The organism is Streptomyces sp. NPDC017936 (genome assembly GCF_044328485.1).
Taxonomy (GTDB): Bacteria; Actinomycetota; Actinomycetes; order Streptomycetales; family Streptomycetaceae; genus Streptomyces.
Genome location: NZ_JBIRHK010000028.1, coordinates 21384 through 45393, shown reverse-complemented (window position 1 = coordinate 45393; position 24010 = coordinate 21384). Strand labels below are relative to the sequence as shown.

Sequence of the window (24010 nt, the reverse complement as noted above, 5' to 3'; positions counted from 1 at the left end):
ACCGTGCGCGCTTCACTCACCTGCGGATTTTCGGGCTTAACCCTTATTCTGCCTAACAACTCGAGGCGTCTTTCCCGGGCCGGGCCCGCCCGGTCACCGCACCCCGTGCTCCTCGTTCTCGTCCTCCAGTTCCCGCACGCTCTGCCCGTGGGGGATGCCGAACCGGAGGGCCACCGGGTGGTCCGCCGGGTACCAGTTGCGCGTGCCCGGAACGGGCCGCCGGGAGAGGACGGCGAGGATCCCGAAGCGGTCATCCGGCCACGCCACCGGCGCCTGCGTCCCGCAGTGCGAGCACACGTAGACGTCCACCGGGATGTCCCTCGGACCGCGCGCCCTCGATGGGCGGCACACGTGCTCCACGTTGGCGCAGTGCGGCGCCGGGCAGTCCGCCACCCACTCCCCGCTGTAGACGTACGCCCTCGCCACCACGGTCTCCACGGCTGCCTCCCTCATGTGCCGAACGCGCCGGCGTCGAACCGGCCGCGCACGGGGTCGTCGAACACGAACACCGAGTCCACGTTGTCGGCCACCACCGGGTCCCACGTGCCTTGGTCGAACCCCGCCCCGCGCACGTCGAACCTGAACGGGTTGGCCGCCTCCGTCAGGTCCTTCTCGCAGCCGAGGACGACCGCGTGCACGGGCGGCCGGCCGGGGGCGTTGCGCCGGCGGACCGTGTGCGAGATCCGCTCCACGTAGAAGTCGTCGTCCAGGCCGGTCTCGTCGTTGCGGATGCGGATGCGGTCGGACACCGTGCGCTGGAGCACCTGGAGGAAGTGGGCCGGATCCTGTGTGACCACCCTCAGGTCCACCGTGGGGCGCCGCTGCGCGTACTGGAGCAGCACCATGGCCGCGATGGCAGCCGCGTCCGACGCGCCGGCCCACGGCGCGGACTCGGGATAGTTGCGCTCCCCGTGGACGGCCGCCGAGGCCGCGTCCCTGCGGCTCACGTGCACCGTGCGCTCCACCACCAGGGGCCGCGCCCGGAGCTGGAGCGCGGAGACCGTGACGGAGCCACCGACGGCCGCCAGGGTGATCGTCGTGCTGGCCCCGGACGTCCGGCTGAGCGTGACCCGCACCGTGCCCGGCCCGGTCACCTGGTAGTCGGTGCCCGCCACCGGGGTGATCGCGTTCAGGAACGGATCCGACCCGCTCACCGTGAGGGGCAGTGACTCGCCGATGGACAGGTTGTAGGTGTCCTGGCTGGACCACACCGTCTCGAGGACTGCGGACAGCACCCGCTCCTCCACGTCGAACGTGGCGACGTTGATGACGTCCCGCCAGCCGTGCGCGTAGGTGAACGGCGGTGTGTAGCTGTACCCGCCGGTGACGGCCGGGGCCGCGCAGTCCAGCGCCCCGGCGGAGAACGTGCCCTGCGACTCCAGCGACCTCGCGCGCAGCAGCCGGTGGTGGCGGTCCCGGAAGACGAACGTGCCGTCGGGTGCCTGGTAGGCGACCGCCGGCGGCCCCTCGCTCAGCACCAGATCCTTGATGGCCGCCAACGCCTCGGTGTTGTCGGCCCACCAGTAGCGCACGACGGTGGCGCCCGGGTCGATGTCCCTCGGCCCCGTCCACCCGGCGAGGTCCAGTACGAGGTGGACCAGCGCGCCGGTACGCATGGACTGCTGCACACCGGCCGTGACCTTCGCGCCCTGGAGCAGGCTGGTCTCGTCCAGCAGCGTGAAGTCGGCCGAGCGGTCGGAGCGGTCCGCCTTGACGGTGAAGTCATCGATGCGGCCCCAGAACAGCGGGTACGTCCTCCCGCCCCACTCGACCACCGCCCGCGCCCTGCGCGCCGGCCCGAGGTCCCCGTATAGGGGTGAGGTGGTGTTCTCCGGGGAGTAGTCGCGGTTCGCGTTGACGACGGAGAAGGCGGCGCTGCCGATGGCCGCCGGGGAAAGCTGGCGGGCCTGGTCCCGGCCGTAGGTCACCGTCATGTCCCCGGTGATATCGCCGGTGACGTCGTCCCCCGTCCCGGTGAACGTGCCGTCGCCCTCCCAGTCCACGGCCACGCTGTAGTGCGGCAGGCCCTCGCCGCACAGGTCCCACGGACCGTTCTGCGCGGCCACGGTGGGGCTCGGGGCCACGGCGACGACAGAGGCGTCCGACGGGGACGGTGTGGCCGCTCCGGCCGCCGCAGAGGGCTTCAGAGCGATGCTCACCATCAGCGAGCCGTACAGGGCCGCACGGCTGGCCGTGGTGGTGCGCACGGTCTGCGCCCCGGCGGCCAAGGCCGCGCTCGAGTCGTACAGCGCGGCGGCCAGCTCGCCGAAGCCGTCGGAGTCGTCGACCCGCTCCGCGTCCGTGCCCACGGACGAGGTGAACGTGGGCGAAGGGCTGTCCGCCGAGACGGCCCGGTACGTCACCAGCCAGTCGCCGGCCGTCGTCGTGGTGAGCTGCGGGTGGGCCTGCGCGGCGGTGGATCCGGCGTCCGTGCGCCAGGCCCACGTCTCCACGGGCCCCGTCGTGTCGGCCCCGGAGTAGGCGGCGGTGAACGCGAGGACGTACGGGTCACCGGCGGGCCAGGACGCGGTGCTGAACTCCAGGTTCACCGAGGAGCCCAGCGAGCCGGTGTCGACGCGGTAGAAGACCTTCAGCCGGGGCCGGGCGGTGTACGGCGTGGAGACCGACGACCCGGCGGTGATGTAGAACAGGCGGGTCCAGCCGGCCGGCTCGAACGTCACATTCGTGTTGGCGTCGGTGAGGACGAACAGCAGCAGCACGTCGCCGCTGACGTGCCCGGCGGGCAGGGCGACGGACACCGGGGAGCCGGAGAGGGTGACGTCCGCCTTCGTCCGGGCGCCGGCGGACCGGAACGCGATGGCCATTACGCGGTCCCTCCCAGCGACCGGGGCAGCCGGTTCTTGCGGCGGAGCTGGTCCAGGGTCTCCGTCAGCCAGTCCTCGGTCTCCTGTCGGGAGCCGATCACCCCGTGGTTCTCCACCGTCAGGTGCACCACGGTCGTCCCGGCGCCTCCGAGGAGCGGGGCCGTCTGCCGCGCGTTCAGCACCCGCCAGCCGGACGGGGAGAAGCCGAGTTCCGGCCCGGCCTCGCCGAACAGGTGCAGTCCGCCGGCCGTGCCGGCCGTGCCGTTGCGGTAGCCGCCGGGACGGTTGTAGGCGCGGGCGAGGCTGCCGTACGTGGACAGGGCGTACTTCATCGAGCTGTAGATGTTGGGGACGGGGGCGATGGACACCCCGTACATGAACGGCCCGGTGTTGCGGTACTTGCCCGCGTACGCCTGGAAGGTCGGCCGGATCACCTGCATGAGGCCGACCGACGGCGTGCCGTTCTTGGCGTTGATGTCCCAGAGGTTGACGGCCTTGGGGTTGCCGCCGGACTCCTGATTCATGCGGCGCAGCGTGGTGTTGGTCAGCGCGGCCGGCTGCCCGACCATCTTCAGCACCGTCTGCACGACGCCCCGCCAGCGCTCCACCCCGGAGCCGCCGCCCGGGTCGCCCGAGGAGCCGAGGCCGACGGCGCCGAGCAGGTCCGAGCCCACCGACTTGACGGCCTTGAGCAGACCGTCCACGGCCATGCGTGGGAACCGGGCCACCATGCGCGCCCACTGGCTCGACCCGATGGACCGGGCGATGTTCGCCAGCGGCGCCATGAGGAGTTTCTTCGCCTGTCCGGCCGGGTCCTCCAGGAAGCCCATCGCGGCCTTGCCGAGGTCGGTCACCTTGCCCGCCGCGCTGCCGATGGCGCCCTTGATGGTGCCGAGGATGCCGCCGTCCTCCATGAAGTGCGCGCCGGCCGCCTGCCACAGACCGCGCGCCCTCGTGGCGTACTTGGGGTCGGTGGGGATCACGAACTCCGGGTACGAGGGGTTCCCCTCGCCGACGATGGCGGTCGGCCGGTTGAAGACGCCGATGGGCCCGTTACCGACGGTACCGCCGGACTCCAGCAGCTTGACCGTCTTCAGCTTGTTGTCCAGACCGATCCACCCGGCGATCTTGCCCCAGATGCTGACCAGACCCTTGTTCCATATGTTCTGAAGCACCCAGTTCACGGGGGTTTTCGTCTTGGACTGGATCCCGGACCAGATGGTGCCGATCCCGTCACGCATCTGCGCGAAGTAGCCCTTCACCTTGTCACGCAGGGTGAGCGCCCACCCGGGGATGGTCTTGGTGAAGAACGTGCCGATGGGTGAGAAGACGCGGTTGCGGACGCCGGTGTAGATGCCGGACAGCCCGGCCAGCAGACCGTTCCAGGCGGCCACCACGCGGGTGCGCAGCGAGGACGCCCAGCCGGGGATGGTGACGGTGAAGAAGTTGCCCAGTGGTGTGAACACGCGGGCGCGGATCAGGCCGTACGCGGCGGAGACGCCGGAGCCCAGCAGGTTGAAGAAGCGCACCACCTGGTTCCACAGGTACCTCGCCGCGCCGGGTATGGCCTCGGTGTAGAACCACAGGAACGGCCGGATGATCAGCCGCTGGTACAACCCCCACGCCGCCTGCACCCCGGACAGCATGAGGTTGAAGTACCGGACGACCAGGCTCCACAAGAACTTGGCCGCGTTGGGTACGGCCTCCGTCCAGTACCAGATGATGGGGCGGATGTACCACGTGTAGACGAGGTCCCAGGCCGCCCTGAAAAAGTCGACAAAGGGCCCGGCGAACCAGCGGCCGACAGCCAGCGCGGCGTCCTTGATCCCGTTCCAGGTCGCCGTGACGATGGACCGGAACGTCTCGTTCTTTTTCCAGAGGACGACGATGGCCGCCACCAGCAGGCCGACGGCGACGATGACCAGGCCGATAGGCGAGGTGACGAAGGCTATGGCGACACCCAGGGCGGTTGTCACGGCGGTGGCCACGGTGGTGGCTGCGGTGTAGAGGCCCGTAGCGATGGCACTGGCGATCATCGCCGCCTTGAAGATCCCCATCACGACGTACGAAGAGACCAGCGCGATGCGGTTGGCGTAAGTGACCCCGGTGGACGTCGTGACCGCAGTCGAGAAAAGCCACGTGGCCGCCGCAGCGGCAGCCTGGTAGACGGCGTACACCTTGAGCCCCAGGTTCACGGCGAGGATGGCCGGGATGATGGCCTTCAGCACCGGCTCGGGGGTGGCCGCGATGAGCTGTGCGAAGACCTGGAGGACCCGCAGGCCGATGCCGCTCAGCGGCCCGGCGGCGGAGACGATGTCGGCGATGGCCGCGCCGATGTCCCGCATGGCGGGCACCGCGCCGGTCGCCCGCTCCATGAACGTGGCGAACCCCTCGGACTCGCTGAGCCCGGCGCCGAAGTCGGCGAACCGCTGCGTCAGCTCGACCAGGCCGCCGGACATGTCGGACTGCACCGGCATGAACGCGTTGATCATGCCGACGACACCCACCGTGATGTTCCGGATGGACGTCAGCAGGTTGCCCAGCGCGGAGCCGGCGTTGGCCTGGAGGTTCCGACCGAACGCGTCGAACACCTTGCCTGCCTGGCCCTCGCCGAACGAGGACGTGAACTGCTTGATCTCCCGCGCGGCGATGCGCACGAACGGGGTGAGCCGGGGCAGCAGGGCACGCAGCTTCTCGATACCGGCCGTGAACAGGGGCATCGTGGTGCCCGACAGGGAGTCGGACCACTTGTCGATGTCGTCCTTCAGGCCCTCGAACGATTTGGCCGTCTGCCGGGTGGCCGGCGTCATCGCGGCCATCTTCTCGTTGTAGATGGCCTGGGACTTGCGCGCCGTCTCGTTGGCGGTGGTGACCTGGCTCAGCGCCCGGTTGTACTCCTGCGCCTTGGTCTTCGCGTCCTCCGTCATGTCGGAGGTGATCTCGATCTGCTGGCCGTACTCGACGCCCATCGCCTTGGCGAGCTTCTGCGCGTGCGCCTTGGCGATGGCCGCCTTCTCCTGTGCCTCCTCGGCGGAGTTGAGTTTCTCGCCGGCCTCGGTGATCTTCTGGAACTGCGGGACGACGGCCGCCGCGAAGGCGCCGCCCGCCGCTCCGGCGGATGCCAGGGTCGCCGTCATGGCGCCGACACCCGCCGCCACGGCGGCCGTCACCGGAAGGATCGTGGTGGACAGCGCCGACGCCCCGATGGCCCCCAGACCCTTGATGGCCTTCATGGCCGGGGACGTGTCGGCGTCGATCCGGACGAAGCCGGTGGCTATCAGGATCCCGGCCATCTACAGCACCACTCCCTGCGCGGCCAGGAACGACTGGCTCGCGTCCTCGTCGCCGTGCCACCACCACGGCGCACCCTCTTCCACCTCCACCGGCTCGGGCGCGGCCTGCCCCGGCGTCCGCCACAGGCGGACTTCCAGGTCGGCGTCGAGGCGCTGGTACGCGGCCTCTGCCGGCTCGTTCTCCCCCGGCTCCACCCGCTGGCACATCTCGTAGTAGACGAGGTTCAGGAAGCGATCGAGGGGGAGGCTGCGGAGATCGACACCGCGCCCTGCGTACTGACCGTCGAGGTAGTGCCAGGTACCTGGACGGGTAGCCCACTGGGCGAGGACGAGGGCAGTTCGGTAGGGCGCAGGCCGTACTGCTCCATCAGCCAGGTGACGATGTCCTCCACCTGATCGATCTCGATGGGGTTCGCCCGGTCGCGCATGCGCTCCTGGAACCGCTTCAGCGACTCGGGCAGCAGGACGACCTCGAGCATCGAGCGGAAGGCGCCGAGCTGCTGGTCCACTGTCGCGCTGGTCTCCATGCCGGCGAACTCGCTGGCGAAGTCGAGCAGGACTTCCGCCGGGACACCCCGCGCGGCGTGGAAGATGTCGTCATCGACGCGGAAGGTGATGTCCTTCCGCTTCTTGGAGAAATCCCTGATCTCGGACATGGCGCGCACGATAAGGGCAGCGCACACCATGATCGTTCCGGAGCTGTGCGGCTAGCCCATCCTCAGCGCCTTCGTGAGGAAGTCGTTCGGCTTGGTGCCCGGGTGGTTGACCACGCGGGCGAACACCGTGCCGCGCTTGGTGGTGAACTTGAGTACCTGCCGGGTGCGCGGACGGATCTGGTGCGGCCGGGTGCCCTTGATGACGTACATGGTCGCCGGGTGGCTGGACTCCACGCGCACGTGCTTGCCGACCACCACGGCGTTGATCTTTCGGCCCATCTTGCCAGGGGCCATCCGGCGCGCGTTGCGCTGCACCCGCCGGGCCCGTTTGATCAGCAGCTCCAGCGCGGCCCGGTCGATCTGCGCCGGGGCGGCCGGGTTGATCCGGACCTCAATCTTCGCGGCCGGCACGTCAGCCCCGCACCAGCGAGACGCGCACGGTCAGGGTCACGCCGACACAGCCGCCTTCGGGGCCGACCGGCTCCGCCGGGGACACCAGGTAATCCAGTACCTCGTCGTCCCCCTGGAGACGGCACAGCGCGGCCGACACGGCATCCAGCATCTCGGCGGTGTCCTGGAGCAGCAGGCCGGCCGCCGTGTCCAGCTCGTCCGCCCTCGGGGCCATCTCCGCGCCCTCGGGCTGCGGGGCGCAGCGCACCACGGCCACGGTGTACTGGCCCACCTCGTACGGGGCCGTGCACGCCCCGTTGACCGTCTCGGCTTCCTCGGGGAACACCTCGGACAGGTAGGCGCGGGCGAGGGTGACGGCGAGCATGCCGCCGCAGTCGCAGGAGTCCCACGCGATGTCCCCCGGGACCATGCCGGCCCGGCCCGGCGTGGACGTCAGGCCGTCGCGCACCGCGTCCACGAGATGGCGGCCGACGGTGTACCAGCGGGCCGGTCCGGTGATCACGGCCAGCGCCTCCCCAGGATGCGGTCGACGTCGTAGACGCGGCCCCGGCGGGACAGGCCGTCGGGGTTCTCGGAGGCCAGGAAGAGGTCCACCAGGTACAGGCCGGTGCGGCCGTCCTTGAGCAACTGACCGACGTCCGGGTACTGGATCGTCACGCCCTGGCGGACGAGCTGGGTCACGCCCGGGGGCAGACGGCAGTCCACGCCGGAGCCCGCCTTGAGGATCTCGCAGACCATCTCGCCCATGGCCAGGCGCCCGGAGTCGGGCACGTCCTCGCCGAAGCGGGCCGACACCGACCACGTGCCCGGCTCCGTATCGGGCAGGGCGAGGGTGTTGCAGCGCGGCCAGGCCCGGCCGTCCACGCGTGTCAGCAGCCGGCGCTCGAGGCGGTACGTGCCGGTCGCCATGGGCGTGCCGTCCAGCTTCACCTCCACGATGCTGTGCACCGTGTCCGGCAGGCGCAGGGAGGGGATGTGCGTGCAGGCGCAGCCGCCCAGGCAGCCGCCGGCGCAGTAGGGCAGGCGGTAGAAGTCCCACGAAGGCATCGTGTAGCCCGCGCGCCAGTCCCACAGGGGCCAGGCGGAGTGGTCGCCGCAGTCCTCGGCGCACGGCCGCAGCGTTGCGGTGCACAGGCCGAAGCGCCGGCCGGACAGGGCCCACAGGATGCGTGTGGCCGCCCCGACGGCGTACCCGGTCAGCTCGGGCGCGTAAGAGGACACCTCACACGTCCAGTGGACGGGCCAGTCCTCGCAGGGCTCGTCGGCCATGGCCGCCCCCTCCTTACGCGCTGAATCGCACGATGCCGCCGCTGTTCCAGATGATCGAAAAGGTTCCGGCGGTCACGGACTGGGCGCCGCCGAAGTACAGGTAGGCCACGCCCTGGTCGGCGACGGTGCCGCCGGTGATGGAGTCGTCGTAGACGAGGCAGCCGTGCACGCCCGACAGGGAGACGGCGCCGGCGGCGGAGAGGTCTGCCGCGTCGAACACGGCCACGCCCGGATCGGGCACCGTGAACGTCTTGCCGGTCAGAGCCCGTCCGCCCACCGGCCAGTTGGCGCCCCCGGACACCTCACGCGCGGCCGTCCACGTGCCGGTGCCGTACCCGGTGGCGGAGACGTCGGCGTCGCGGTCCGGGGTGACCGTGCTGTCGAACAGGGCCGCCTTCACCGTGTCGGAGTCCAGGCCGGTGTACCCGGTCCCGGACGCCTGCATCATCGGGCCGCGCACCCACTCGCGGAAGACCCTGCTGTCCGTCCACGCCACGTCTCAGCACCTCCGCAGGAGCGCGGTCGGGGCGTACACCGTGCAGTCCTGTCCGTCGTCCCGCGTCGTCACCACCGCCATGACCGGCCGCCCCTCGCCGTCCAGCCGGACGTCCTCGCCGGACACGTAGTCCTCGCGCACCACGGCCCGGATCTCGCAACGCACCCCGTCCAGCACCATCGGGGCGAGCAGTCCGGCGAGCCCGGGGCAGGGGTGGAAGCGGTTGTCCGCCCCGACCGTCCGGGCCGTCGCCGGACAGTTGGGGCAGACCCAGCGCTGCTCTCCCGTCAGGATCACGACAGGGTCAGCGGGTTGACCTGCGGCGTCGGCGGCGCGGTCGTGGTGATGTTCCACAGCCAGTGCTCGCCGGTGTGCACGCTCTCGCCGGACGGCAGCCACGAGACGGATCCCGGCCCGTCGCCCCACCCGGTGGTCGGCGTCATGGACGCGGCCTGCGTCTCACTCGTCACCTGGAGCGTGGAGCGGCCGTTCTCGATGGTGTACGTGCCCACCTTGGAGGCTCCGACGTTGGGCCAGGCGTTGTAGATGTAGCGCTGAAGTCCGGACGGGTCGCACGCGCCGGACCCGGCGACGCGCTGCCACACCTCCAGGCTGTACCTGTTCGTCGGCGAGCCCTCGGCGATGGCGAAGCCGGTGCCGGTGACGCCGGCGCCGTTGACGGTCAGCTCCCGAGCGGAGGCCAGGTAGGACAGCCCGGACGTGTTGATCTCACAGAGCTGGATCTGGAGCTGCATGCGCTTGAGGACCGGGTCGTCCTTCTGGTTCACGCACGGCGTGCCGTCGGCCGTGCGCTCGAAGAATTCCTCGCCGTCCTCGTACTGCGGCTCCATGGTGACCTGTACGAAGCCCTTGGAGACGACGACCAGCGAGCCGGTGCCGGTGACGGGGTTGCCGCAGGCATCCAGCTTGACGATGCGGTAGTGCGTCCCCTTGATCGCGGTAGCGGCGGACGCCACGGTTGCTGCCATCTGATTACACCCCTTACGTGGGTACGCCGAGAGTCATGGGGGCGGCCAGGTGAGCGCACTCCCAGCCGAACAGGTACGTGCGGGACGCCTGCTTGCGGACGGTGTTCTTCGCCCGGTCGAACGAGGCGGGGAAGTCCCGCACCACGACGTCGCCCCGGTAGCCGAACAGGGCGCCGGTGGCGTACAGCCACACGGTTCCCGCCGCAGGCGCCGCACCGTCCGGCCCGGAGCCGGTGTAGCCGGCCGCCGCCACGATCCGGTGCCCGCCCGGGGTGAGCAGCAGCCCGGTGTCGTCGTCCTTGCGCACCAGCGCCCGGGACTTGAGCGTGGCCAGCGCGGCGACGGGGACGTGCACCACGCCCTGCCCGCCGTACTGCTCCGCCAGCGCCGCGTCCAGGGCGCCGACGACTACGGCCGGGTCGTCGGCGGCCGCCAGTACCTCGTCGGCGGCCGTCTGGAGGCGGATGCCCTGCGGGTCGTCCAGCACGGCGTCGGCGGCCAGGTGCGGCCACACCGTCGCCTGCCCGCCGGCCGTCCCGGTCCAGAACGCCCTCGAGACCTGGAACGCCTCGGAGCGCGCGAGGGCTTCGGCCGCCTGGTCCGTGTCCGGCAGTCCGATCAGGCTGCAATCGAACGCCGCGTACACCGTGAAGGCGGTCGCGCCCCGGTCCACGCCGGATGCGGTGGTCTCCCACGCCGGCGGAGCGGGCGGGGCGCCGCCGGTGCCCGTGACGGCGATGCACTCGTCCGCGTACGTCGTGCCCGCGCCGCCGCACCAGTCCGTCCAGGTGACTCCCTGCTGCCAGTGAGGGCCGCCCGGGGACGGGTGCTGCGCCGCGTCCCACAAGACGTTGGGGAGCGCGACGAAGTCCGGCCCGTCGACTATGCCCCGGATACCCGCCACGTCACGCTCCCTCCGATGTCACTGCGGTCCGGGCTCAGAGCTGCGCGGCTGCGGTCAGGCCGGCGCTGCCCGCGCCGTTGACCTGGTAGCTCACGCGGTACAGCCGCGACTCGTGACCGACCTTGGCGACCAGGTGCGCCTCCTCCGCCCACAGGGCGGTGAAGTCGTTCTCGGCGTTCAGCACGCTGTCGCGGATGACGCCGAGGTCGAGCTGGAGGCCATTGCCGTGCAGGAACGTGCCGGCCGCGTACATCATCATGTCGACGCTGGTTGGCCAGGCCGTCATGTTGGCGGACGTGCGGCCGAACTGGCCCGTGCCTCGCACCTGCCAGTCGGAGACGAACTGCGGGCGCACCGAGCGGTCGGTGAACCACGCGGTGATCTGCGCGTCCGACACCGACTCGCGCTCCACGTTGGTCCGCCAGGCGAGGTCGGCCCGGATGACGGCGAGGGCCCAGCGCGGCAGGACGACCTCGAGCACCGCGTCCTCGCGCATGGCGTACTTCGCGCGGTAGTCGATGGCCGCCAGTTCGACCGCGTTGAGGATCGTCTGCGTAGCCGGGACGTTGCCGCCGAGGGTGATGGCGGAGGTGGATCGCGCGACCATCAGCGAGATGATCCGCGCGTTGATGACGTGCGCGTACGCGGCACGCAGCAGCCGGATGAAGTTCTGCGTCGCCTCCGGATACGCGTCGTCGGTCAGGTTGCCCGCCGTGAGGCTGATGCCGTACGCCTCCAGCCGCTCCTCGGAGAAGGTGGGGCAGGGCACACGCAGCGTCGGCTTGTTCACCGAGCCGGTGACGGTGGCGATGTCGTCGGCCTCGGTCCACAGCCACGGGTCGGAGGCGTTGGAGAAGGTGACGCCGAAGCCGCCGAAGCCGGACGCGGGGTTGGAGCCCGCGTTGGTGAAGAACACGTCGCCGATGGACGGGCTCACGGGGAAGCGGATGCCGCCCCGGGAGATGCCGACGGTCGGCAGGTCGACGAGACCCACCGGGGTGTCGGCGATGTTGAAGAAGTCGTAGCTGGTCTCGCTCGGCGCGCACCAGCCACCGCCGGCCAGCAGGGCCTCCGCCTTGCCGCCCTCCTGCGTCATCGAGTGCCACAGCTCCTCGATGGTGGACGCGGAGGTGCGGTCGTCCACGGTGTGGTCGAACTGGTTACGCACGGAGGCGACGAGGTGACGCGGGGCGCCCCGGTCGCCGTACTGCGTGGTCGGGATCGCCTTCGCCTTGGCGCGGAACGCCTCGCCCAGGGCCTCCAGGGTGGGCATGGTCTGCCCGGCCGCGACGCCGGGGATGTCCACCGACGCGGTCACGGCCATGGTGGCGGCGGGGACGCGGGCCTGCGGGGCGCGCTCGCGCACCTGGCTGAGGGAGGCGACCCGGCGGCGCACCGCTTCGCTGCCGCCCTGTTCACCGAGCAGGATGGAGGCCACGCCTCGCGCGGTCGCCTCGGTCAGCGCGGCCATGTCGACACGGCCGCCGGCGGTGACGGCCGGGACCGAGCCCTCACCGTCGGCGCTCTCGCCGCCCTCGCCTTCCGATCCGTGGACTGTCTGGCGGAGCAGCGCCATCTGACGCAGGCGCTCCTGCTGCTCGGTGGTGGCCATCTCTTCCGCGCGGACCGCGCGCACGCGCAGCTCGGCGCGGATGCGGTCCAGGTCTGCGGCGAGGCGCTGGGAGTACGCGACGTCCGCGTGGGTCAGGTCACTGAGTCCGGCGATGCGGTCGAACTCAGTGACCGCCGTCGACTCCAGCTCCCGCAGGTCGGCCTCACCCACGAGGGAGAGGTCGTCGGGCGCGGTGAACAGTTCGGGTTCCGGCACGTCAACCTCCGGGGATACGGCCGCGATCAAGTCGGCGCGCACGGTACATACAATCGGCCGAATCGCCAAAAGTCACAGAGACCCTGACGATTCGGCCGTTGCGCCTGGTCAGCCGCCGATGGGCTCCGGCGGGGGCGGCGGAGGCGGGGCAGGCTTGTTGCAGCCGCACATGCTGATCACTCCTCTCGGTGCACCTTGCGGGACAGGGACTGAAGGACACGGCGGTAGGCCCACTGGTCCAGCTCGGCCTCGGACAGGCCGTCGTGGAGCTGCGGGATACCGGCCGCGACGAGGGCGAGCTGCTGACCGCTGGTCAGGTGGGTCTTCAGCTTCGGCACCGGGAAGCCGGGGACGTTCACGGCGAGCAGGCCGACGAGGCGCAGCGAGCCGCCGATGCGCCGCCAGTCACCGGACACCTGGCCGGCCGCGCGCAGCTCACGGATGCGCGACTCCTCGGTGCCGGGCCGGATGGCCCCGGCCACCCAGATGCCGTGCCCGTCGTTGCCGACCGCGACGTCCGCCACGGCGGCACCGGTGTTGTCGTAGTGGTCGGAAGCAGCCCGGTAGCCGTAGGACAGCGGCGCGTGCCCGGTGCCCACGGTGATCTGCCCGACCTGGACGGAGCCGCCGTCCTCGGTCCACACGTTGCCGGTCATGAAGTACGGGTGCGACTCCTCCTGCGGCGGCGTCACGCACACCCCGGCCTGCCCGATGTGGCAGGTGCCCCACAGGGCCGCGTGGCCGTACACGCGCCCTTCTGGCGTGACGGTGATGCCGGTCGGCACGGACAGGCCGGGATTGGCGAACCAGCCGGCCGGCGGGCGCACCGGGGCCTCCACCGAGGCCACGCGGGCCCGGGGCACGCGGGTCTCGCGCACAGCGCCGATCGGCTCGCCGCCGGCGACGACCGCGCCGTCCTCGTCCAGCAGGGCGATGTACGCCTCCGCGAAGGCGGGGATGTCCACCAGCGTGGCCGCGCGGATGCGGCCCCGGTTGAACACGACCTTCTCCGGCGAGGCGAAAAGCATGTCGAACGGGTCGGGACCCTCGCCGTCGGAGTCCGGGTCGGCCGGCCAGACCAGCTCCATGTCGGCGTCCTTGATGGAGTCGACGTCCACGGACACGCCGCGCAGGAACTGCCCCCGGATCTTCCCGTGGACGGTGCGGCCGTCCTCGGTGGACAGGTCCAGGACGCCCTCGCCCATGATGAGGCCGCCGTCCTCGCGCCACACCTTGTCGATGCGGCCCACGTTGACCGCCACGGTGTGCGGCTCGCCGCCGTGGGAGTCTTCCTTGTTCCAGCGCAGCGGCAGCGGGAGGTCGGCCCACGTCAGGGCCTCGGGCTTGAATTCGCGGCCGTCGCCGGTCTCGATGCCCTCCACGGTCAGCGGGCCGCGCCACGGCGCGGTGTCCCCCTGACCCATCTCGGACAGCGGCCGGCCGCCCACCTCTTCGGCGTCGGCCGCCGCGCCGTGCGCCAGGGCCTCGGCGACCCCGGCCGCCTGCTCCTTCACCTTGACGCACTCACCGTCGGGGCCCGGCTCCATCCCCGGAGGGCACTGCGGCTCCTCGGCCGCCGCCTGGTTCTCCTTCAGCCGCTTGTCCTTCGGAGTGCCGGGGCTGGGGTCGCCCTTCTTCAGGGTCTCGGTCGCTTCGGTCGCTGCTTCGGTCGTCATGACCTGCTCTCCTTCCGCCGCGTCCAGTGCGGCCGGTTCTGTTGCGGCACTCGCCGTGGTCGCCGGGTCCCGGACCTGCTGCCAGACGGCGACGATGAAGCCACGGCAGGCGTTGCCGTAGCGGGCACCGGTGCAGTCCCGGTAACCCATCACCGGGTACTGGGCCACGGCGTCGTCCAGGGTGGCGAAGGTGCGGCCGTCGATGGTCTTGCACGGCCCGCACGTACGACTGTCCAGGATCTCGGAGGCCACATAGCTGGACGCCGGGGGAGCGGCGTCCAGCACGGCGTGCCGGCCGGCGTTCTGAGCGGCCGTCATGGCGGCGCCGGCCGCCGCGCCCACGTCGACAGTGGACAGCTCCCGGTCCACCTCGGCGGCGATCTGCTCCGACGGCCGGCTGGAGCGCAGCAGGCCGGACAGCTTGCGCTTGGCGGCCGTCAGCAGCGCACCGGACATGAGGTCGCTGGTGAACTCAGCTACGGAGGCCAGCAGCTTCCGGCCCGCGAGGGCCGCCACCACCGCGTCCTCGTCGCCGTCGGGCAGGGCCCAGTTCGGCACCCGCACGCCCTGAGCCTCGGCTTCGCGCTGGCAGGCCCGGCCGGCCTTGACGGCGTACTCCTCCATGAGGCCCAGCAGGACGGGCGTCGCAGCCTGCCGATCCAGGGTCAGCTCCAGCAGGCCGTCGATGCTCCCGTCCGCCAGGTCCCGGGTGATCTGCTCGCGCAGGTCGAGGCGCCACGCGGCCGTCGTCGACTTCAAGGCCCGGAGGGCCCCGGCCGTCGCGGCCTCCCACTCCGTGTGCACGGAGGCGAAGTCGGCGCGCGAGGACAGCTCCAGCTCGGTCGGCTCCCGGCGCAGCGGCCCGGCGGCGGCCGTCACCGGGTCCCCGGTCAGCGGTATGTCGTGGTCCTCGTCGCCGAAGGACACCCGGACGCGGTCGAACGTCACCGGGCCCAACTGGTCCTCGAGCCCGGGGAGCAGCGCCGGGTCGCTGCTGTACGCCGCGCAGATGTGCGCCACCCAGGGGGTGTGCTGTGCGGGGACGTCCAGGGCCGTGGCCCACACGGCTTCCTCGGCCATCTCGTGGGCGGCGGCCAGGGACACCCCGTCGGGCATGTCCCCCACGGACCACACCCAGGACGGCTCATCGCTGTTCCCGTTCCAGTGGGCGGCGCCGAAGACATTGGAGGTGACCGGGGGCAGTTCGCGCACGAGCCTCCGCACTTCTTCCACCAGCGCGGTGCGCGCGTCGTCGTCGTGTGCGTCCGTCTTCCCCAGGTAGAACAGCGTGCAGTGCAGTTCCTCCGCCGGCTCGCCGCCGGGGATGGCGAGGCGCTCCGCGTCCTCGGGCGTCGGCATGAGGGCGATCATGCAGCCCTGGGTGTGCGAGCCGTCGGCGGCGGCCGTCAGGCCCGAGCGGCCGACCATGCCGCAGCGGTGCGTGCGCGATGTTGTCATGCCCGCACCCACCGCCCCTCCCGGATGAAACCGTGATCCCCGCACGAGCACAGCACCGACGGGGAGAGCGTGAGCGGGTCCCAACTCTCCACCGTCCAGCGGTTGGCCCGGTTGGGTTCCACCCGGCGCTGCACCTCGCCGTCCAGCGTGACGAATCCCGCGCAGTCCTGTCCGGCGGGGTTCTTGTGGAAGATGACCAGGCCCCACCTGTCCACGTCCGGGATTCCGGCAAGCTGCGGGTTCAGTTCGCGGTCCGGGTACCAGCCCTCCCACTCGGCGGTGTGTCCGTCGCCGAGGTCTATCCGGTCAGTGTGCGGGGGCATGGCCGTTCACCTCCCTCGGCCGCAGGGACGTGGAGATCATCGCGGTGGTGTCCGCGTACGGATTGCGGCCGTCCAGCACGAGGCGCCCGAAGGCGTCCAGGTGGCACAGGTACGTCCCGCTGCTCCCGGGCCGCACCGACGGCGCCGCCGTGGCGACCGCGTGCGTGAACGGGCAGGAGTATTCGTGGTCCCCGCACAGGCCCGGGTGGAGCAGGTCCCACCGGCCGGCCGCGCCGACGCGGAGCATGTGCTGTGTGCGTGCCTGCTGCACCAGCAACTGCGCGCGGGCCGCCTCGGGCGGCGGGTTGTCCCGGGTGCCCGGCGGGCCCTGCTCGCCGCCGGGCGCCGGCGCGGCCGGCTCGCCGCCGCTTCCCGGCGCGGAGCCTTGGCCGCTCGAGGGTTCGGGCGGCGGGGTGTCGCCCTTCTGCACCGCCTCCGCCGTGCCGGGGTCCTGCGGGGAGACGGGGACGATCTGCGGCACCTCCTCCCCGAGGAGCTGGGAGAGGGCGGACGCGGCGCCGGACGGCAGGGTGTGGATGATGACCTTCAGCGCCTGCTCGCGCAGCTCCTCGTCCTCCGGCTTGTCGTCCTCGCTGAAGCCGAGTTCCCGGCGCAGTGCCGCGCCGGATATCTCCATACGGTCGTACGCCTGGGTGGCGTTGCCCGACCGGTCGGGGCGCAAGGCCAGTTCGCTCATGTCGTACCAGACGACCCACGCGGCCGGGTCCTCGCCGGACGCTTCCAGCCGGGGCTGGAGGTAGCCGCGCGTGAGGGCGTCGCAGATCAGTTCGGCGGTGGGGGCGATGTGGGTCTTCAGCGACCCTTCCTCGAGCTGCCAGGCGCTCCAGTGGTTGACGTCGCCCATGCCCAGCAGCACCTCAGCCGGCATGTCCAGCTTGGTGGCCAGCCGCTTGATCGCACTGTCACGCTTCTCGATGATCTTCTCGTCGATCTTCAGTGTGAAGTCGACGTGCTTGACCTTGTCGAGCGCGTCCGCCGGGCCGACCAGGGGGATGGGCACCACGGCGGACGCGGTGCCCGGGTTCTGGATGGCCGTCGCCGCAATCTCGATCCACTCGGACATCAGCGGATTGGGATCCTCGGAGAACTCTTCGCGCACGGGGAAGGACAGCTCGTCCGGGATCAGCAGTACGCCGGCGGAGGCCAGACGGGACAGGTACTCGGACGTGATCTTCCGGTTGACCAGTTCCAGTTCCCGCAGGGTCTCCAGCGCGCTGCGGGCCGGCGAGTCGGCGAGGTGGTAGAAGCGGTCGTGAGGGCGCCACACGCGCACGACGTGGTGGTCCGGGGCGAGGTTGCGCCAGTCCTGGCCGGTGGTGACGGACTCCTCGTCGATCACCTGGTACTGCTGGCTCTGCACGCGGATCTCGTCCACGGACCGCACCTGCCAGCGCTCGACCTTGCCCACCGTCTCCCCGACCAGGTAGCCCTCGCCGGGGAGGGAGAGCTGGGCGGTCAGGCGCCGCATGATCTGCGCCTGACCGGCGACGCCGCCGCCGAGACGCATCATCAGCTCGGCCGCCGTCCCGGACGTGACGATCTCCGGTTCGTCCGTGTCCGGCTGGAGCCGGGCCGCGCGCAGGCGCACCCGGGAGAGCATGTTGGACAGCCACCAGATGCCGTAGTTGAACTCTCCCAGCGTCTCGTGGAACCGCCAGACCTCTTCCTGCCACTTCTCGGTGCGCCGCAGGAACTTGGTCTCGGGGCCGCGCGGTTCGGCGGCGGCGGCCGTCAGGGCGTCCGGCTCGGCGGCGGGCAGCGGGACGGGTGCGTGGACCGTGCGGCCTCGGAACACGTCGTACCACGGCATCGGCCAACCTCCCCGGATCGGATCGTGGGGCATGGTAGCCGCGATCACCCGAATAGCCGTTTTCACGGCGAACGGGGAGGAACGCACGGGAGCCCCGCCGTCCACCACAGCCGGCGGGGCTCCCGCACCCCTGTGCACCCGCGACCCGAGGATGTCGGGGAACGGGGCGCACCATACGCGGTTTGGCGCGTATCACCTACTCGCACAGATAAGCCCCGGGAGGGGAAGTCCCGGGGCTCGCTGGGGCGGAACGGTCAGGCGATCACGCCGGCCTTGATCAGCGTGCGGACGGCCTGTCGGAGCTCGCCCTTCAGTTCACCGTTGTCCAGGGCGTCGCGCAGGAACTCGCCGGCCGTGGGACGGCTCGCCACCCGGCCGGCGGCCCACCGAAGGTCGGCGGAGACGCCGTGCTCGCCACGGGCGACCTCGGCGAGGATGTCCTGGGCGTCTGCGAGGTGGCTGGCGTTCATGGTCGGTTCCTTCTTCCTTGGTCTGTCGGCCCGGCGTTCCGTCCCGATGAATTAATTAAACCATCGAAGGGCTGAGTGTGCAACCCCCGGATCGCAGCCGGTTCGTGGTCAGCGCTCGTCGGCCGCCGGCGGCCGGTGGTACTGGGCGAGGGACTGCCGGGACCGGTTCGCCGTGCGGAACGACAACGACCACGGGCCGGTGTTCATGCTGAAGTCCTTGCCGAAGCCCACCCACATGCCCTCCAGGCGCCGGCCGGTCGGGTCCACGAGCATCTGAATGGCGCCGTGGTACCGGGCCCCCTTGTAGTACCCGTCCTTGGCGGTCTGCTCCGTCCACGTCCCGGTGACCGTCACCCCGTCCACGGTGAGGTCCATGGACAGCGGCGAGTTCGGGTTGTACGACGCCCCGGGCAGGGACTGCACGGTCAGCCGGGCGCCGTGCTGGAGCAGCACCACGTAGTGCAGTCCGGTGAACGTCCCGCCCCGGCCGGACGACGGGTACTCGTAGCGGGACAGCCACACGCCCGACAGGCTGTGCAGCGGTGCGGCGGCCGGCTCGCCGGCCGGGCGGACGTCGGCGCCGGCGTCCTCGTCCGTCCCGGAGACGCGGAACCCCAGCTCCTCGGCGGACCGGCGGGTGACCTGCTCCAGGGCCCGCCGGTGGGCCGCCTGCGGGCAGGCGATGTCCCCGTGCTCCCAGCGCTGCACCAGCCTCTTGGACGCGGTGCGCGCCCCGGCCCGCTGAAGCGCGCGGGCGAACTCCTCTTGACTCAGCAGCAGGCCCTCGCGCACCGCGCGCAGGGCCAGGTTCTGTGTAGTGGCCATGCCCTTGGTGTACCCGAACGGACGGGAAATGACACCGGAATGACGCCCTGTCAGGGCGCCGTCGGCACCCCGGTCCCCGGGGCAGGGTGTACCTGTAAGCGAACCGTCGCCCGGGAGGACCGCCATGCACGCCACGCTCACCCTGCCCGACGTCGAGACGACTGCCCGCCTCGCCGCCGACATCCGCAAGGCATGGGACGCCGACGAGGAGATGCCCGACGTCGCCGGCTGCGCGGAGGACGCCGTGCGGGTGCTCGCCATCCGGGCCGCCGTGCGCGAGACGGCCGGCGAGGATCAGGCGGAGACCCTCGCGGCTCCGCCCGTCGTGGAGATGACCGGGCGCCTGCTCGCGGCGGCGTACCCGGAGCTGGACGACGTCGTCACCTGGTCCGGGCACGCCGTCGTCCACAGCGTGGAAGGCTCCCGGTGGGAGCCGGGCGGCTACCTGCACCGCGTCTACACCGAGGCGTTCGGCCCGGCCGGCGGCCGGCACTGGCTGGTCTGAACGCACAGCACGGCGAAGCCCCGGGGTGTGGTGGCCCCGGGGCTTCGCCGTGCCGCCTGCCCCGGGCGGGTGACGTCTTCACGGATCACCCGCCGGCCGCGCGCCCGGTCGGGGACAATCGGCCGCATGTACCGCAGCCTGCACACGAGGTACCGCCGGGATCCGGGCATCGTGCCGGGAGCCCTTCCCGACCCCGGCCTGCTGGAGGACGCTGGTCGCATGGCAGACGACCAGCAGACGACGGGGACCCGGTGCACCTGTACCGGCGGCCCGTACGTCCACGGGCCGGAAGGTCTCCGCCTGGCCCTGAGAGAACTCAGCCCCACGCCGCAGCCCGAGCAGCCGACCGGGGAGGACACCGATGACTGAGCCGTTCGCACTCCGCCACGCACGGCCGGCGGCCCCCGACCCGTCCGTGCCGTACACGTACGACCCGGAACTCCAGCTCAACGTCCTGCCCGATGGCACGCCGGCCGCCGAGGACCACGCCGTGCTGCGCTCCCTCGGGACGACCACGTCCACGGCCGGGTCCAAGACCCATTTCGACGACTGACCCGGCACCCGGACACGACGGAGCCCCGGACCGTGTGGCCCGGGGCTCCGTCGTGCGGATCAGTACGCGGCGGCGAGGGTCAGCCGGGCCGTGGCCAGCAGGCCGGCGACGACCCGGCTGACCGACTCACCCTCGCGCAGCGTGTTGCCGCGCTCAGTGCAGAACACCCGGCGCTTCTCGCTGGTGGACCCGAACTCCACCGGACCGTACGCGGCCAGCCATTCCCGGGCCCTCTCGACTTCGGCCTCCCGCTCGCGCTGCGCGGCGGTGGCCTGGTTGGTGATCCAGGCCGTCTTGCGGCCCAGCGCCTTGCCGGCGCAGGTGGTGCCGTAGAAGGTGACCTCGCCGAACTCGTTGCCGTCCACGTCCAGGGGCATGAGCGCCACGGCCCGCTTGATGCGGGTGCCGCAGCACTCGCAGGTGTCGGTCGCGTCGGTGATGCCCTTGATCGTGAACTTGGCGGTCATGGCTTCCTGCTTTCCTTGGTCTGTCGGTCCGGCACTCCGTCCCGATGAATTAATTAAACCATCAGTACGCCGACGGGGCAACCCCCTCAGCTCAGCCGGCCGCAGGCCCGGAGGCGTCGGCCGTCACCGCCGAGGCCGGCACCCAGTAGCCGTCCAGCGACCCGCCGGTGATCAGGTACATCGCCCGGCCGTTGACGACGGCCCGCCGGCTCACCAGGGCGTCCGTGGGGCTCCAGTACACCGCCGTCTTGATGCCGGACACCGTGCCGTCCGCCTCCACCTGGAACACGTCCACCGTCGTCCCGCCGCCGGGGAAGGTGACCGTCCTCGCGGGCCGGTACACCGTCGGCACGTACTGCCCGCGCAGATACGCGGTCGTCCACGACTCGCCCACCCACCAGCCGCTGTACGTCCCCGCGCTGATCCGGTAGTACACACCCCGGCCCTGGATCCGGCGGCGCATCGACGCCGGCGCCTGCGTCGAACGGCTGAACGTCACCGTCTTGCGCTCCAGCTCCGCGTCGGCCTTGGCCTCCACCCACGAGCCGTCGGCCGCCGTGTCCAGCCGGTACAGCGTGTGTGAGCCGGCGGCGAACTGCACCGTGCCGCCGACACCCTGGGCCGGGACATCGTCGATGAGCCGGTCCGTGGCGTCGGCGAGGTCCGCCGACCCGGTCTGCCAGTGCAGTTGCTGGTACAGGCGGACGTGGTGCTGGTGGTAGGTGGGCGCGGGGATGCGGTGCGTCTGGCAGTAGTGGGAGTACCACCGGACGTTCCGCAGGCTGGGGAAGTACCGGGCGAGCGTCGTGGCGCACCCGTCGTACAGGGCCGCCGCGTCCTCGTCGCCCGTGGCCGCGACGTAGTCCCACAGCCCGAACATGGCGAACACCATGCCGTTGTACGTGTAGTCGCCGGTCCCCGGATCGGCGCCCGGGTACTCCTGGATCCACACGTAGCCGTCCGCGTCCACGTTGACCGCCCACGGGTAACCGTCGTCGGCGACCTGAAGCGAGGCGAGGGCCCCGGCGGCCGCCGCCATGTACCGGTCCCGGTCCTCGTCGCACACCTCGTCCAGCCCTGCGAGCTGGACGAACAGGGAGATCACCTCGCCCTGCGCCATCCCGGAGTACCAGGGCGCCGTGTACGACACCCCGCTGTGCACGGTGTGCGTGAAGTCGAACCCGTACGGAAACCACCACGCTCCGCGCGCCTCGGTGCGCCGCGCGATGAGCCGCTCCGCCTGCGCCTTGGCCCGGGTGAGGAACACGGCGCGGCGCGCCGGGTCGGCCTCCGCCCGGTAGCTGGTGACGCAGCCGAGACCGAACTGGGCTTGGCCCACCGGGTGGTCCAGGCCGGGGCTGCTCGCGGTCGGGTAGTACAGGTACACCCCGTCCGCGTTCAGGTGGTACGTGCCGGTGGACGGCGAGACGTTCTCCCACGCAGTGGGCCGGTCGCGCCACGGTCGCATCCCCTCGGGCAGGTCGGTGACGATCCTGTAGCCGGCCCGGTTGAACGTCAGTCCAGTCATGGGGCGCGAGTGTGCCGCAACTCGGCGATACGGCCGAATGACCGGAGCCCCGGAGCGGCGATGCTCCGGGGCTTCGGTGAGCGGGACGTCAGGACCGACGGGCCTGGTGGCCGCTGTACTCGCACGGTGCGCAGCCGTTGCCGTGGCAGTCCTGGCAGCGTCGGCTGATCTTGACCTGCTTTACGGACTTGGGGAGGTCCAGATACGTAACGTCCTGCTTGACGTTGCGGTACCAGACGGTCACGTGCCCCGTGCGCTTCCGCGTCGTCTTGGTGACGATACCGAACGGCTCGTAGGTGGCGGGGTCGCGCAACTCGTCGCCTTCGCGCAGCCCAGACGGCGCGACGTTCTGGACCTCGTTGGCAATCAGTGCACTGTTCACAGCCATCTCCTCGTTCCTTGGTCGTCGGGTTCTCCGCCCGATGAATTAATTAAATCATAGATGCCGCCGACCGTGCAACCCGCAGGGTGCCACGGAACGCCGTTCCCGCAGAACCGCTCCTGGCGAAGCGCAAAACGTGTGTTTGGCGCTCTAAATGATCTTGAGCTCCGGTAGGCTCCTCGCCCGTGACCACCACCACGATCACGACCACGGAACCCGGAACCCTCGCCGCCGACGACCCGGCGCTGCGCGCGGTCATGCGGCTGCGTGAGCGGCTGGGCACGGTCGCGCCCCGGGACCCGAGGACCCGCCGGCTCGGGCCGCGCGTGCACCGGCTGGACCTGCTGCACGGGCTGTGCGAGGCGCAGACGTTCGAGCACGTCGTGGGGTGGCTGTCCTCCGAGCGGTTCACGTCCGACGGCACCCGGCGCGAGTACGCGGACGACGTCCGGCACTGGGCGCGCGCCGGCCGGGAGCTGGTGGGGACGGAGCCGTGGTACCTCGGGGCGATCACCTCGGACGTCATCCCAGCCTGGCGCGCGTGGACGGAGGACATCGGCCTGGGCGCGCGGCGGGTCAACCGCCTGGCGTCCTCGCTGACTTCGCTGATCGAGTACACCCGGTTCCGCACCCGCCTGAACATCATCAACCCGATCACCAAGCATGACCGTCCGGTGATCGACCAGAACGACGAGACGGCGATGACACCGGTTCTCGAGGTGCCCGAGTTCCAGGCCGTCGTCGCGCAGGCGACCACCGCGCGGCAGGCCCTCGTGCCGGTTCTCATCTACACGCTGGCTGGCCGGGTGTCGGAGTGCTGCGCCGCCGGCATGCACGACCTGAAGGAGGCGGGCGGGAAGTGCCGCCTGGATCTCACCCGCAAGGGCGGCAAGGGCAGGGTGTTCACGCTGCCGCCGCTGCTGTGCGAGCTGGGCGCCCGGTGCTGGGACGGCCGCGAGTCGGGCCCGCTGCTGCTGGACGACGACGGCCGGCCGATGGACCGGCACGCCGTGGACCGGCTGCTGAACCGCCTCGGCCGCTCGGCCGGCGTCCTGCCCGGCCGGGACCTCACCCCGCACGTGCTGCGGGCGAGCAAGCTGACCCACATGTACGACGAGGGCGTGGACCCGGACGACATCCGGCGCTTCGCCGACCACAGTCACCTCTCCACGACGATGCGGTACATCCGCCGCAGGGACGACGAGGCGCTCAAGCGCACGCACGCGGCGGCGGCCGTGAAGGTCTACGAGGGTCTGGTGGACAGGTTCCTGTGACATGACGAAGCCCCGGGCCGTGAGGCTCCGGGGCTTCGTGCAGCGGG

General features: G+C 71.2%; 25 protein-coding genes. 4 read left to right on the top strand and 21 right to left on the bottom strand.

Going from position 1 to position 24010, the window contains the following annotated elements:
- Positions 1 to 93 precede the first annotated feature (93 nt).
- The 18 genes from ACH4F6_RS37840 to ACH4F6_RS37755 all read right to left on the bottom strand — a co-directional run bounded on the left by ACH4F6_RS37840 (position 94) and on the right by ACH4F6_RS37755 (position 19254).
- Positions 94 to 453, bottom strand: coding sequence for a hypothetical protein (locus tag ACH4F6_RS37840; RefSeq protein ID WP_397965071.1), 360 nt, complete (start codon positions 451 to 453; stop codon positions 94 to 96).
- On the bottom strand, positions 450 to 2825 hold the full coding sequence (locus ACH4F6_RS37835; protein WP_397965069.1) for a hypothetical protein: 2376 nt from the start codon (positions 2823 to 2825) through the stop codon (positions 450 to 452). The genes ACH4F6_RS37840 and ACH4F6_RS37835 overlap by 4 nt, the downstream gene beginning before the upstream one ends.
- On the bottom strand, positions 2825 to 6118 hold the full coding sequence (locus tag ACH4F6_RS37830; RefSeq protein WP_397965067.1) for a transglycosylase SLT domain-containing protein: 3294 nt from the start codon (positions 6116 to 6118) through the stop codon (positions 2825 to 2827). Before ACH4F6_RS37830 ends, ACH4F6_RS37835 begins: the two co-directional genes overlap by 1 nt.
- Complete coding sequence (locus tag ACH4F6_RS37825) at positions 6119 to 6325, bottom strand: hypothetical protein (protein ID WP_397965066.1); 207 nt, start codon at positions 6323 to 6325, stop codon at positions 6119 to 6121.
- 17 nt (positions 6326 to 6342) lie between these two features.
- Entirely contained in the window at positions 6343 to 6774 is a 432-nt protein-coding gene (locus tag ACH4F6_RS37820; RefSeq protein WP_397965064.1) for a hypothetical protein, read from the bottom strand.
- 51 nt (positions 6775 to 6825) lie between these two features.
- Complete coding sequence (locus tag ACH4F6_RS37815; RefSeq protein ID WP_397965062.1) at positions 6826 to 7185, bottom strand: hypothetical protein; 360 nt, start codon at positions 7183 to 7185, stop codon at positions 6826 to 6828.
- 1 nt (position 7186) lies between these two features.
- Entirely contained in the window at positions 7187 to 7687 is a 501-nt protein-coding gene (locus ACH4F6_RS37810) for a hypothetical protein (RefSeq protein WP_397965061.1), read from the bottom strand.
- Positions 7684 to 8454 carry a hypothetical protein gene (locus ACH4F6_RS37805; RefSeq protein WP_397965060.1) on the bottom strand — a complete coding sequence of 257 codons (771 nt, stop codon included), beginning with the start codon at positions 8452 to 8454 and terminating at the stop codon, positions 7684 to 7686. The genes ACH4F6_RS37810 and ACH4F6_RS37805 overlap by 4 nt, the downstream gene beginning before the upstream one ends.
- Before the next feature lie 13 nt (positions 8455 to 8467).
- Positions 8468 to 8950 carry a hypothetical protein gene (locus ACH4F6_RS37800; protein WP_397965058.1) on the bottom strand — a complete coding sequence of 161 codons (483 nt, stop codon included), beginning with the start codon at positions 8948 to 8950 and terminating at the stop codon, positions 8468 to 8470.
- 3 nt (positions 8951 to 8953) lie between these two features.
- The gene (locus tag ACH4F6_RS37795) at positions 8954 to 9247 is read right to left on the bottom strand and encodes a hypothetical protein (protein ID WP_397965057.1); all 294 of its coding nucleotides are present in this window, start codon (positions 9245 to 9247) and stop codon (positions 8954 to 8956) included.
- Positions 9244 to 9939 (bottom strand): hypothetical protein, encoded by a 696-nt coding sequence (locus ACH4F6_RS37790; RefSeq protein WP_397965055.1) that lies wholly within the window; start codon positions 9937 to 9939, stop codon positions 9244 to 9246. The genes ACH4F6_RS37795 and ACH4F6_RS37790 overlap by 4 nt, the downstream gene beginning before the upstream one ends.
- 13 nt (positions 9940 to 9952) lie before the next feature.
- Positions 9953 to 10843 (bottom strand): hypothetical protein, encoded by an 891-nt coding sequence (locus ACH4F6_RS37785; RefSeq protein ID WP_397965054.1) that lies wholly within the window; start codon positions 10841 to 10843, stop codon positions 9953 to 9955.
- Positions 10844 to 10877: 34 nt separating this feature from the next.
- The gene (locus tag ACH4F6_RS37780) at positions 10878 to 12671 is read right to left on the bottom strand and encodes a major capsid protein (protein WP_397965052.1); all 1794 of its coding nucleotides are present in this window, start codon (positions 12669 to 12671) and stop codon (positions 10878 to 10880) included.
- Positions 12672 to 12847: 176 nt separating this feature from the next.
- Positions 12848 to 15805, bottom strand: a complete 2958-nt coding sequence (locus ACH4F6_RS37775) for a hypothetical protein (RefSeq protein WP_397965051.1) — start codon at positions 15803 to 15805, stop codon at positions 12848 to 12850.
- Positions 15802 to 16128, bottom strand: coding sequence for a DUF6527 family protein (locus ACH4F6_RS37770; protein WP_397965049.1), 327 nt, complete (start codon positions 16126 to 16128; stop codon positions 15802 to 15804). Before ACH4F6_RS37770 ends, ACH4F6_RS37775 begins: the two co-directional genes overlap by 4 nt.
- The gene (locus ACH4F6_RS37765; RefSeq protein WP_397965047.1) at positions 16112 to 17959 is read right to left on the bottom strand and encodes a proline-rich domain-containing protein; all 1848 of its coding nucleotides are present in this window, start codon (positions 17957 to 17959) and stop codon (positions 16112 to 16114) included. Before ACH4F6_RS37765 ends, ACH4F6_RS37770 begins: the two co-directional genes overlap by 17 nt.
- A gap of 254 nt (positions 17960 to 18213) precedes the next feature.
- Positions 18214 to 18429, bottom strand: a complete 216-nt coding sequence (locus ACH4F6_RS37760; RefSeq protein WP_397965046.1) for a hypothetical protein — start codon at positions 18427 to 18429, stop codon at positions 18214 to 18216.
- A gap of 108 nt (positions 18430 to 18537) precedes the next feature.
- Positions 18538 to 19254, bottom strand: coding sequence for a helix-turn-helix domain-containing protein (locus tag ACH4F6_RS37755; RefSeq protein WP_397965044.1), 717 nt, complete (start codon positions 19252 to 19254; stop codon positions 18538 to 18540).
- A 124-nt stretch (positions 19255 to 19378) separates the two neighbouring features.
- Between ACH4F6_RS37755 and ACH4F6_RS37750 the strand changes: the two genes are divergently transcribed.
- The 3 genes from ACH4F6_RS37750 to tgmA all read left to right on the top strand — a co-directional run bounded on the left by ACH4F6_RS37750 (position 19379) and on the right by tgmA (position 20312).
- Positions 19379 to 19759 (top strand): hypothetical protein, encoded by a 381-nt coding sequence (locus ACH4F6_RS37750; protein WP_397965042.1) that lies wholly within the window; start codon positions 19379 to 19381, stop codon positions 19757 to 19759.
- 219 nt (positions 19760 to 19978) lie between these two features.
- Positions 19979 to 20128, top strand: coding sequence for a hypothetical protein (locus ACH4F6_RS37745; RefSeq protein WP_397965041.1), 150 nt, complete (start codon positions 19979 to 19981; stop codon positions 20126 to 20128).
- Positions 20121 to 20312, top strand: coding sequence for a putative ATP-grasp-modified RiPP (tgmA, locus tag ACH4F6_RS37740; RefSeq protein ID WP_397965039.1), 192 nt, complete (start codon positions 20121 to 20123; stop codon positions 20310 to 20312). The genes ACH4F6_RS37745 and tgmA overlap by 8 nt, the downstream gene beginning before the upstream one ends.
- A gap of 59 nt (positions 20313 to 20371) precedes the next feature.
- Here tgmA and ACH4F6_RS37735 read toward each other — a convergent pair whose 3' ends face one another.
- From ACH4F6_RS37735 to ACH4F6_RS37725, 3 genes are all read right to left on the bottom strand, one after another.
- A complete protein-coding gene (locus ACH4F6_RS37735) occupies positions 20372 to 20779 on the bottom strand; it encodes a hypothetical protein (protein WP_397965038.1) in 408 nt (135 codons plus the stop codon).
- A gap of 91 nt (positions 20780 to 20870) precedes the next feature.
- Positions 20871 to 22307 (bottom strand): D-glucuronyl C5-epimerase family protein, encoded by a 1437-nt coding sequence (locus tag ACH4F6_RS37730; protein ID WP_397965036.1) that lies wholly within the window; start codon positions 22305 to 22307, stop codon positions 20871 to 20873.
- 88 nt (positions 22308 to 22395) lie between these two features.
- Entirely contained in the window at positions 22396 to 22689 is a 294-nt protein-coding gene (locus ACH4F6_RS37725) for a hypothetical protein (RefSeq protein ID WP_397965034.1), read from the bottom strand.
- A gap of 185 nt (positions 22690 to 22874) precedes the next feature.
- On the opposite strand from ACH4F6_RS37725, the gene ACH4F6_RS37720 reads away from it, so the two are divergent.
- The gene (locus tag ACH4F6_RS37720; RefSeq protein WP_397965032.1) at positions 22875 to 23963 is read left to right on the top strand and encodes a tyrosine-type recombinase/integrase; all 1089 of its coding nucleotides are present in this window, start codon (positions 22875 to 22877) and stop codon (positions 23961 to 23963) included.
- Positions 23964 to 24010: the final 47 nt, after the last annotated feature.

Bases quoted from the DNA above. Each gene is read 5' to 3' on its own strand.
- ACH4F6_RS37830 (WP_397965067.1), bottom strand. From the start codon at position 6,118: ATGGCCGGGATCCTGATAGCCACCGGCTTCGTCCGGATCGACGCCGAC.
- ACH4F6_RS37765 (WP_397965047.1), bottom strand. From the start codon at position 17,959: ATGCCGTGGTACGACGTGTTCCGAGGCCGCACGGTCCACGCACCCGTC.
- ACH4F6_RS37755 (WP_397965044.1), bottom strand. From the start codon at position 19,254: ATGGCCACTACACAGAACCTGGCCCTGCGCGCGGTGCGCGAGGGCCTG.
- ACH4F6_RS37790 (WP_397965055.1), bottom strand. From the start codon at position 9,939: ATGGCAGCAACCGTGGCGTCCGCCGCTACCGCGATCAAGGGGACGCAC.
- ACH4F6_RS37825 (WP_397965066.1), bottom strand. From the start codon at position 6,325: ATGTGCCAGCGGGTGGAGCCGGGGGAGAACGAGCCGGCAGAGGCCGCG.
- ACH4F6_RS37750 (WP_397965042.1), top strand. From the start codon at position 19,379: ATGCACGCCACGCTCACCCTGCCCGACGTCGAGACGACTGCCCGCCTC.
- ACH4F6_RS37820 (WP_397965064.1), bottom strand. From the start codon at position 6,774: ATGTCCGAGATCAGGGATTTCTCCAAGAAGCGGAAGGACATCACCTTC.
- ACH4F6_RS37735 (WP_397965038.1), bottom strand. From the start codon at position 20,779: ATGACCGCCAAGTTCACGATCAAGGGCATCACCGACGCGACCGACACC.
- ACH4F6_RS37770 (WP_397965049.1), bottom strand. From the start codon at position 16,128: ATGCCCCCGCACACTGACCGGATAGACCTCGGCGACGGACACACCGCC.
- ACH4F6_RS37840 (WP_397965071.1), bottom strand. From the start codon at position 453: ATGAGGGAGGCAGCCGTGGAGACCGTGGTGGCGAGGGCGTACGTCTAC.
- ACH4F6_RS37745 (WP_397965041.1), top strand. From the start codon at position 19,979: ATGGCAGACGACCAGCAGACGACGGGGACCCGGTGCACCTGTACCGGC.
- ACH4F6_RS37775 (WP_397965051.1), bottom strand. From the start codon at position 15,805: ATGACAACATCGCGCACGCACCGCTGCGGCATGGTCGGCCGCTCGGGC.
- ACH4F6_RS37730 (WP_397965036.1), bottom strand. From the start codon at position 22,307: ATGACTGGACTGACGTTCAACCGGGCCGGCTACAGGATCGTCACCGAC.
- ACH4F6_RS37805 (WP_397965060.1), bottom strand. From the start codon at position 8,454: ATGGCCGACGAGCCCTGCGAGGACTGGCCCGTCCACTGGACGTGTGAG.
- ACH4F6_RS37760 (WP_397965046.1), bottom strand. From the start codon at position 18,429: ATGAACGCCAGCCACCTCGCAGACGCCCAGGACATCCTCGCCGAGGTC.
- tgmA (WP_397965039.1), top strand. From the start codon at position 20,121: ATGACTGAGCCGTTCGCACTCCGCCACGCACGGCCGGCGGCCCCCGAC.
- ACH4F6_RS37835 (WP_397965069.1), bottom strand. From the start codon at position 2,825: ATGGCCATCGCGTTCCGGTCCGCCGGCGCCCGGACGAAGGCGGACGTC.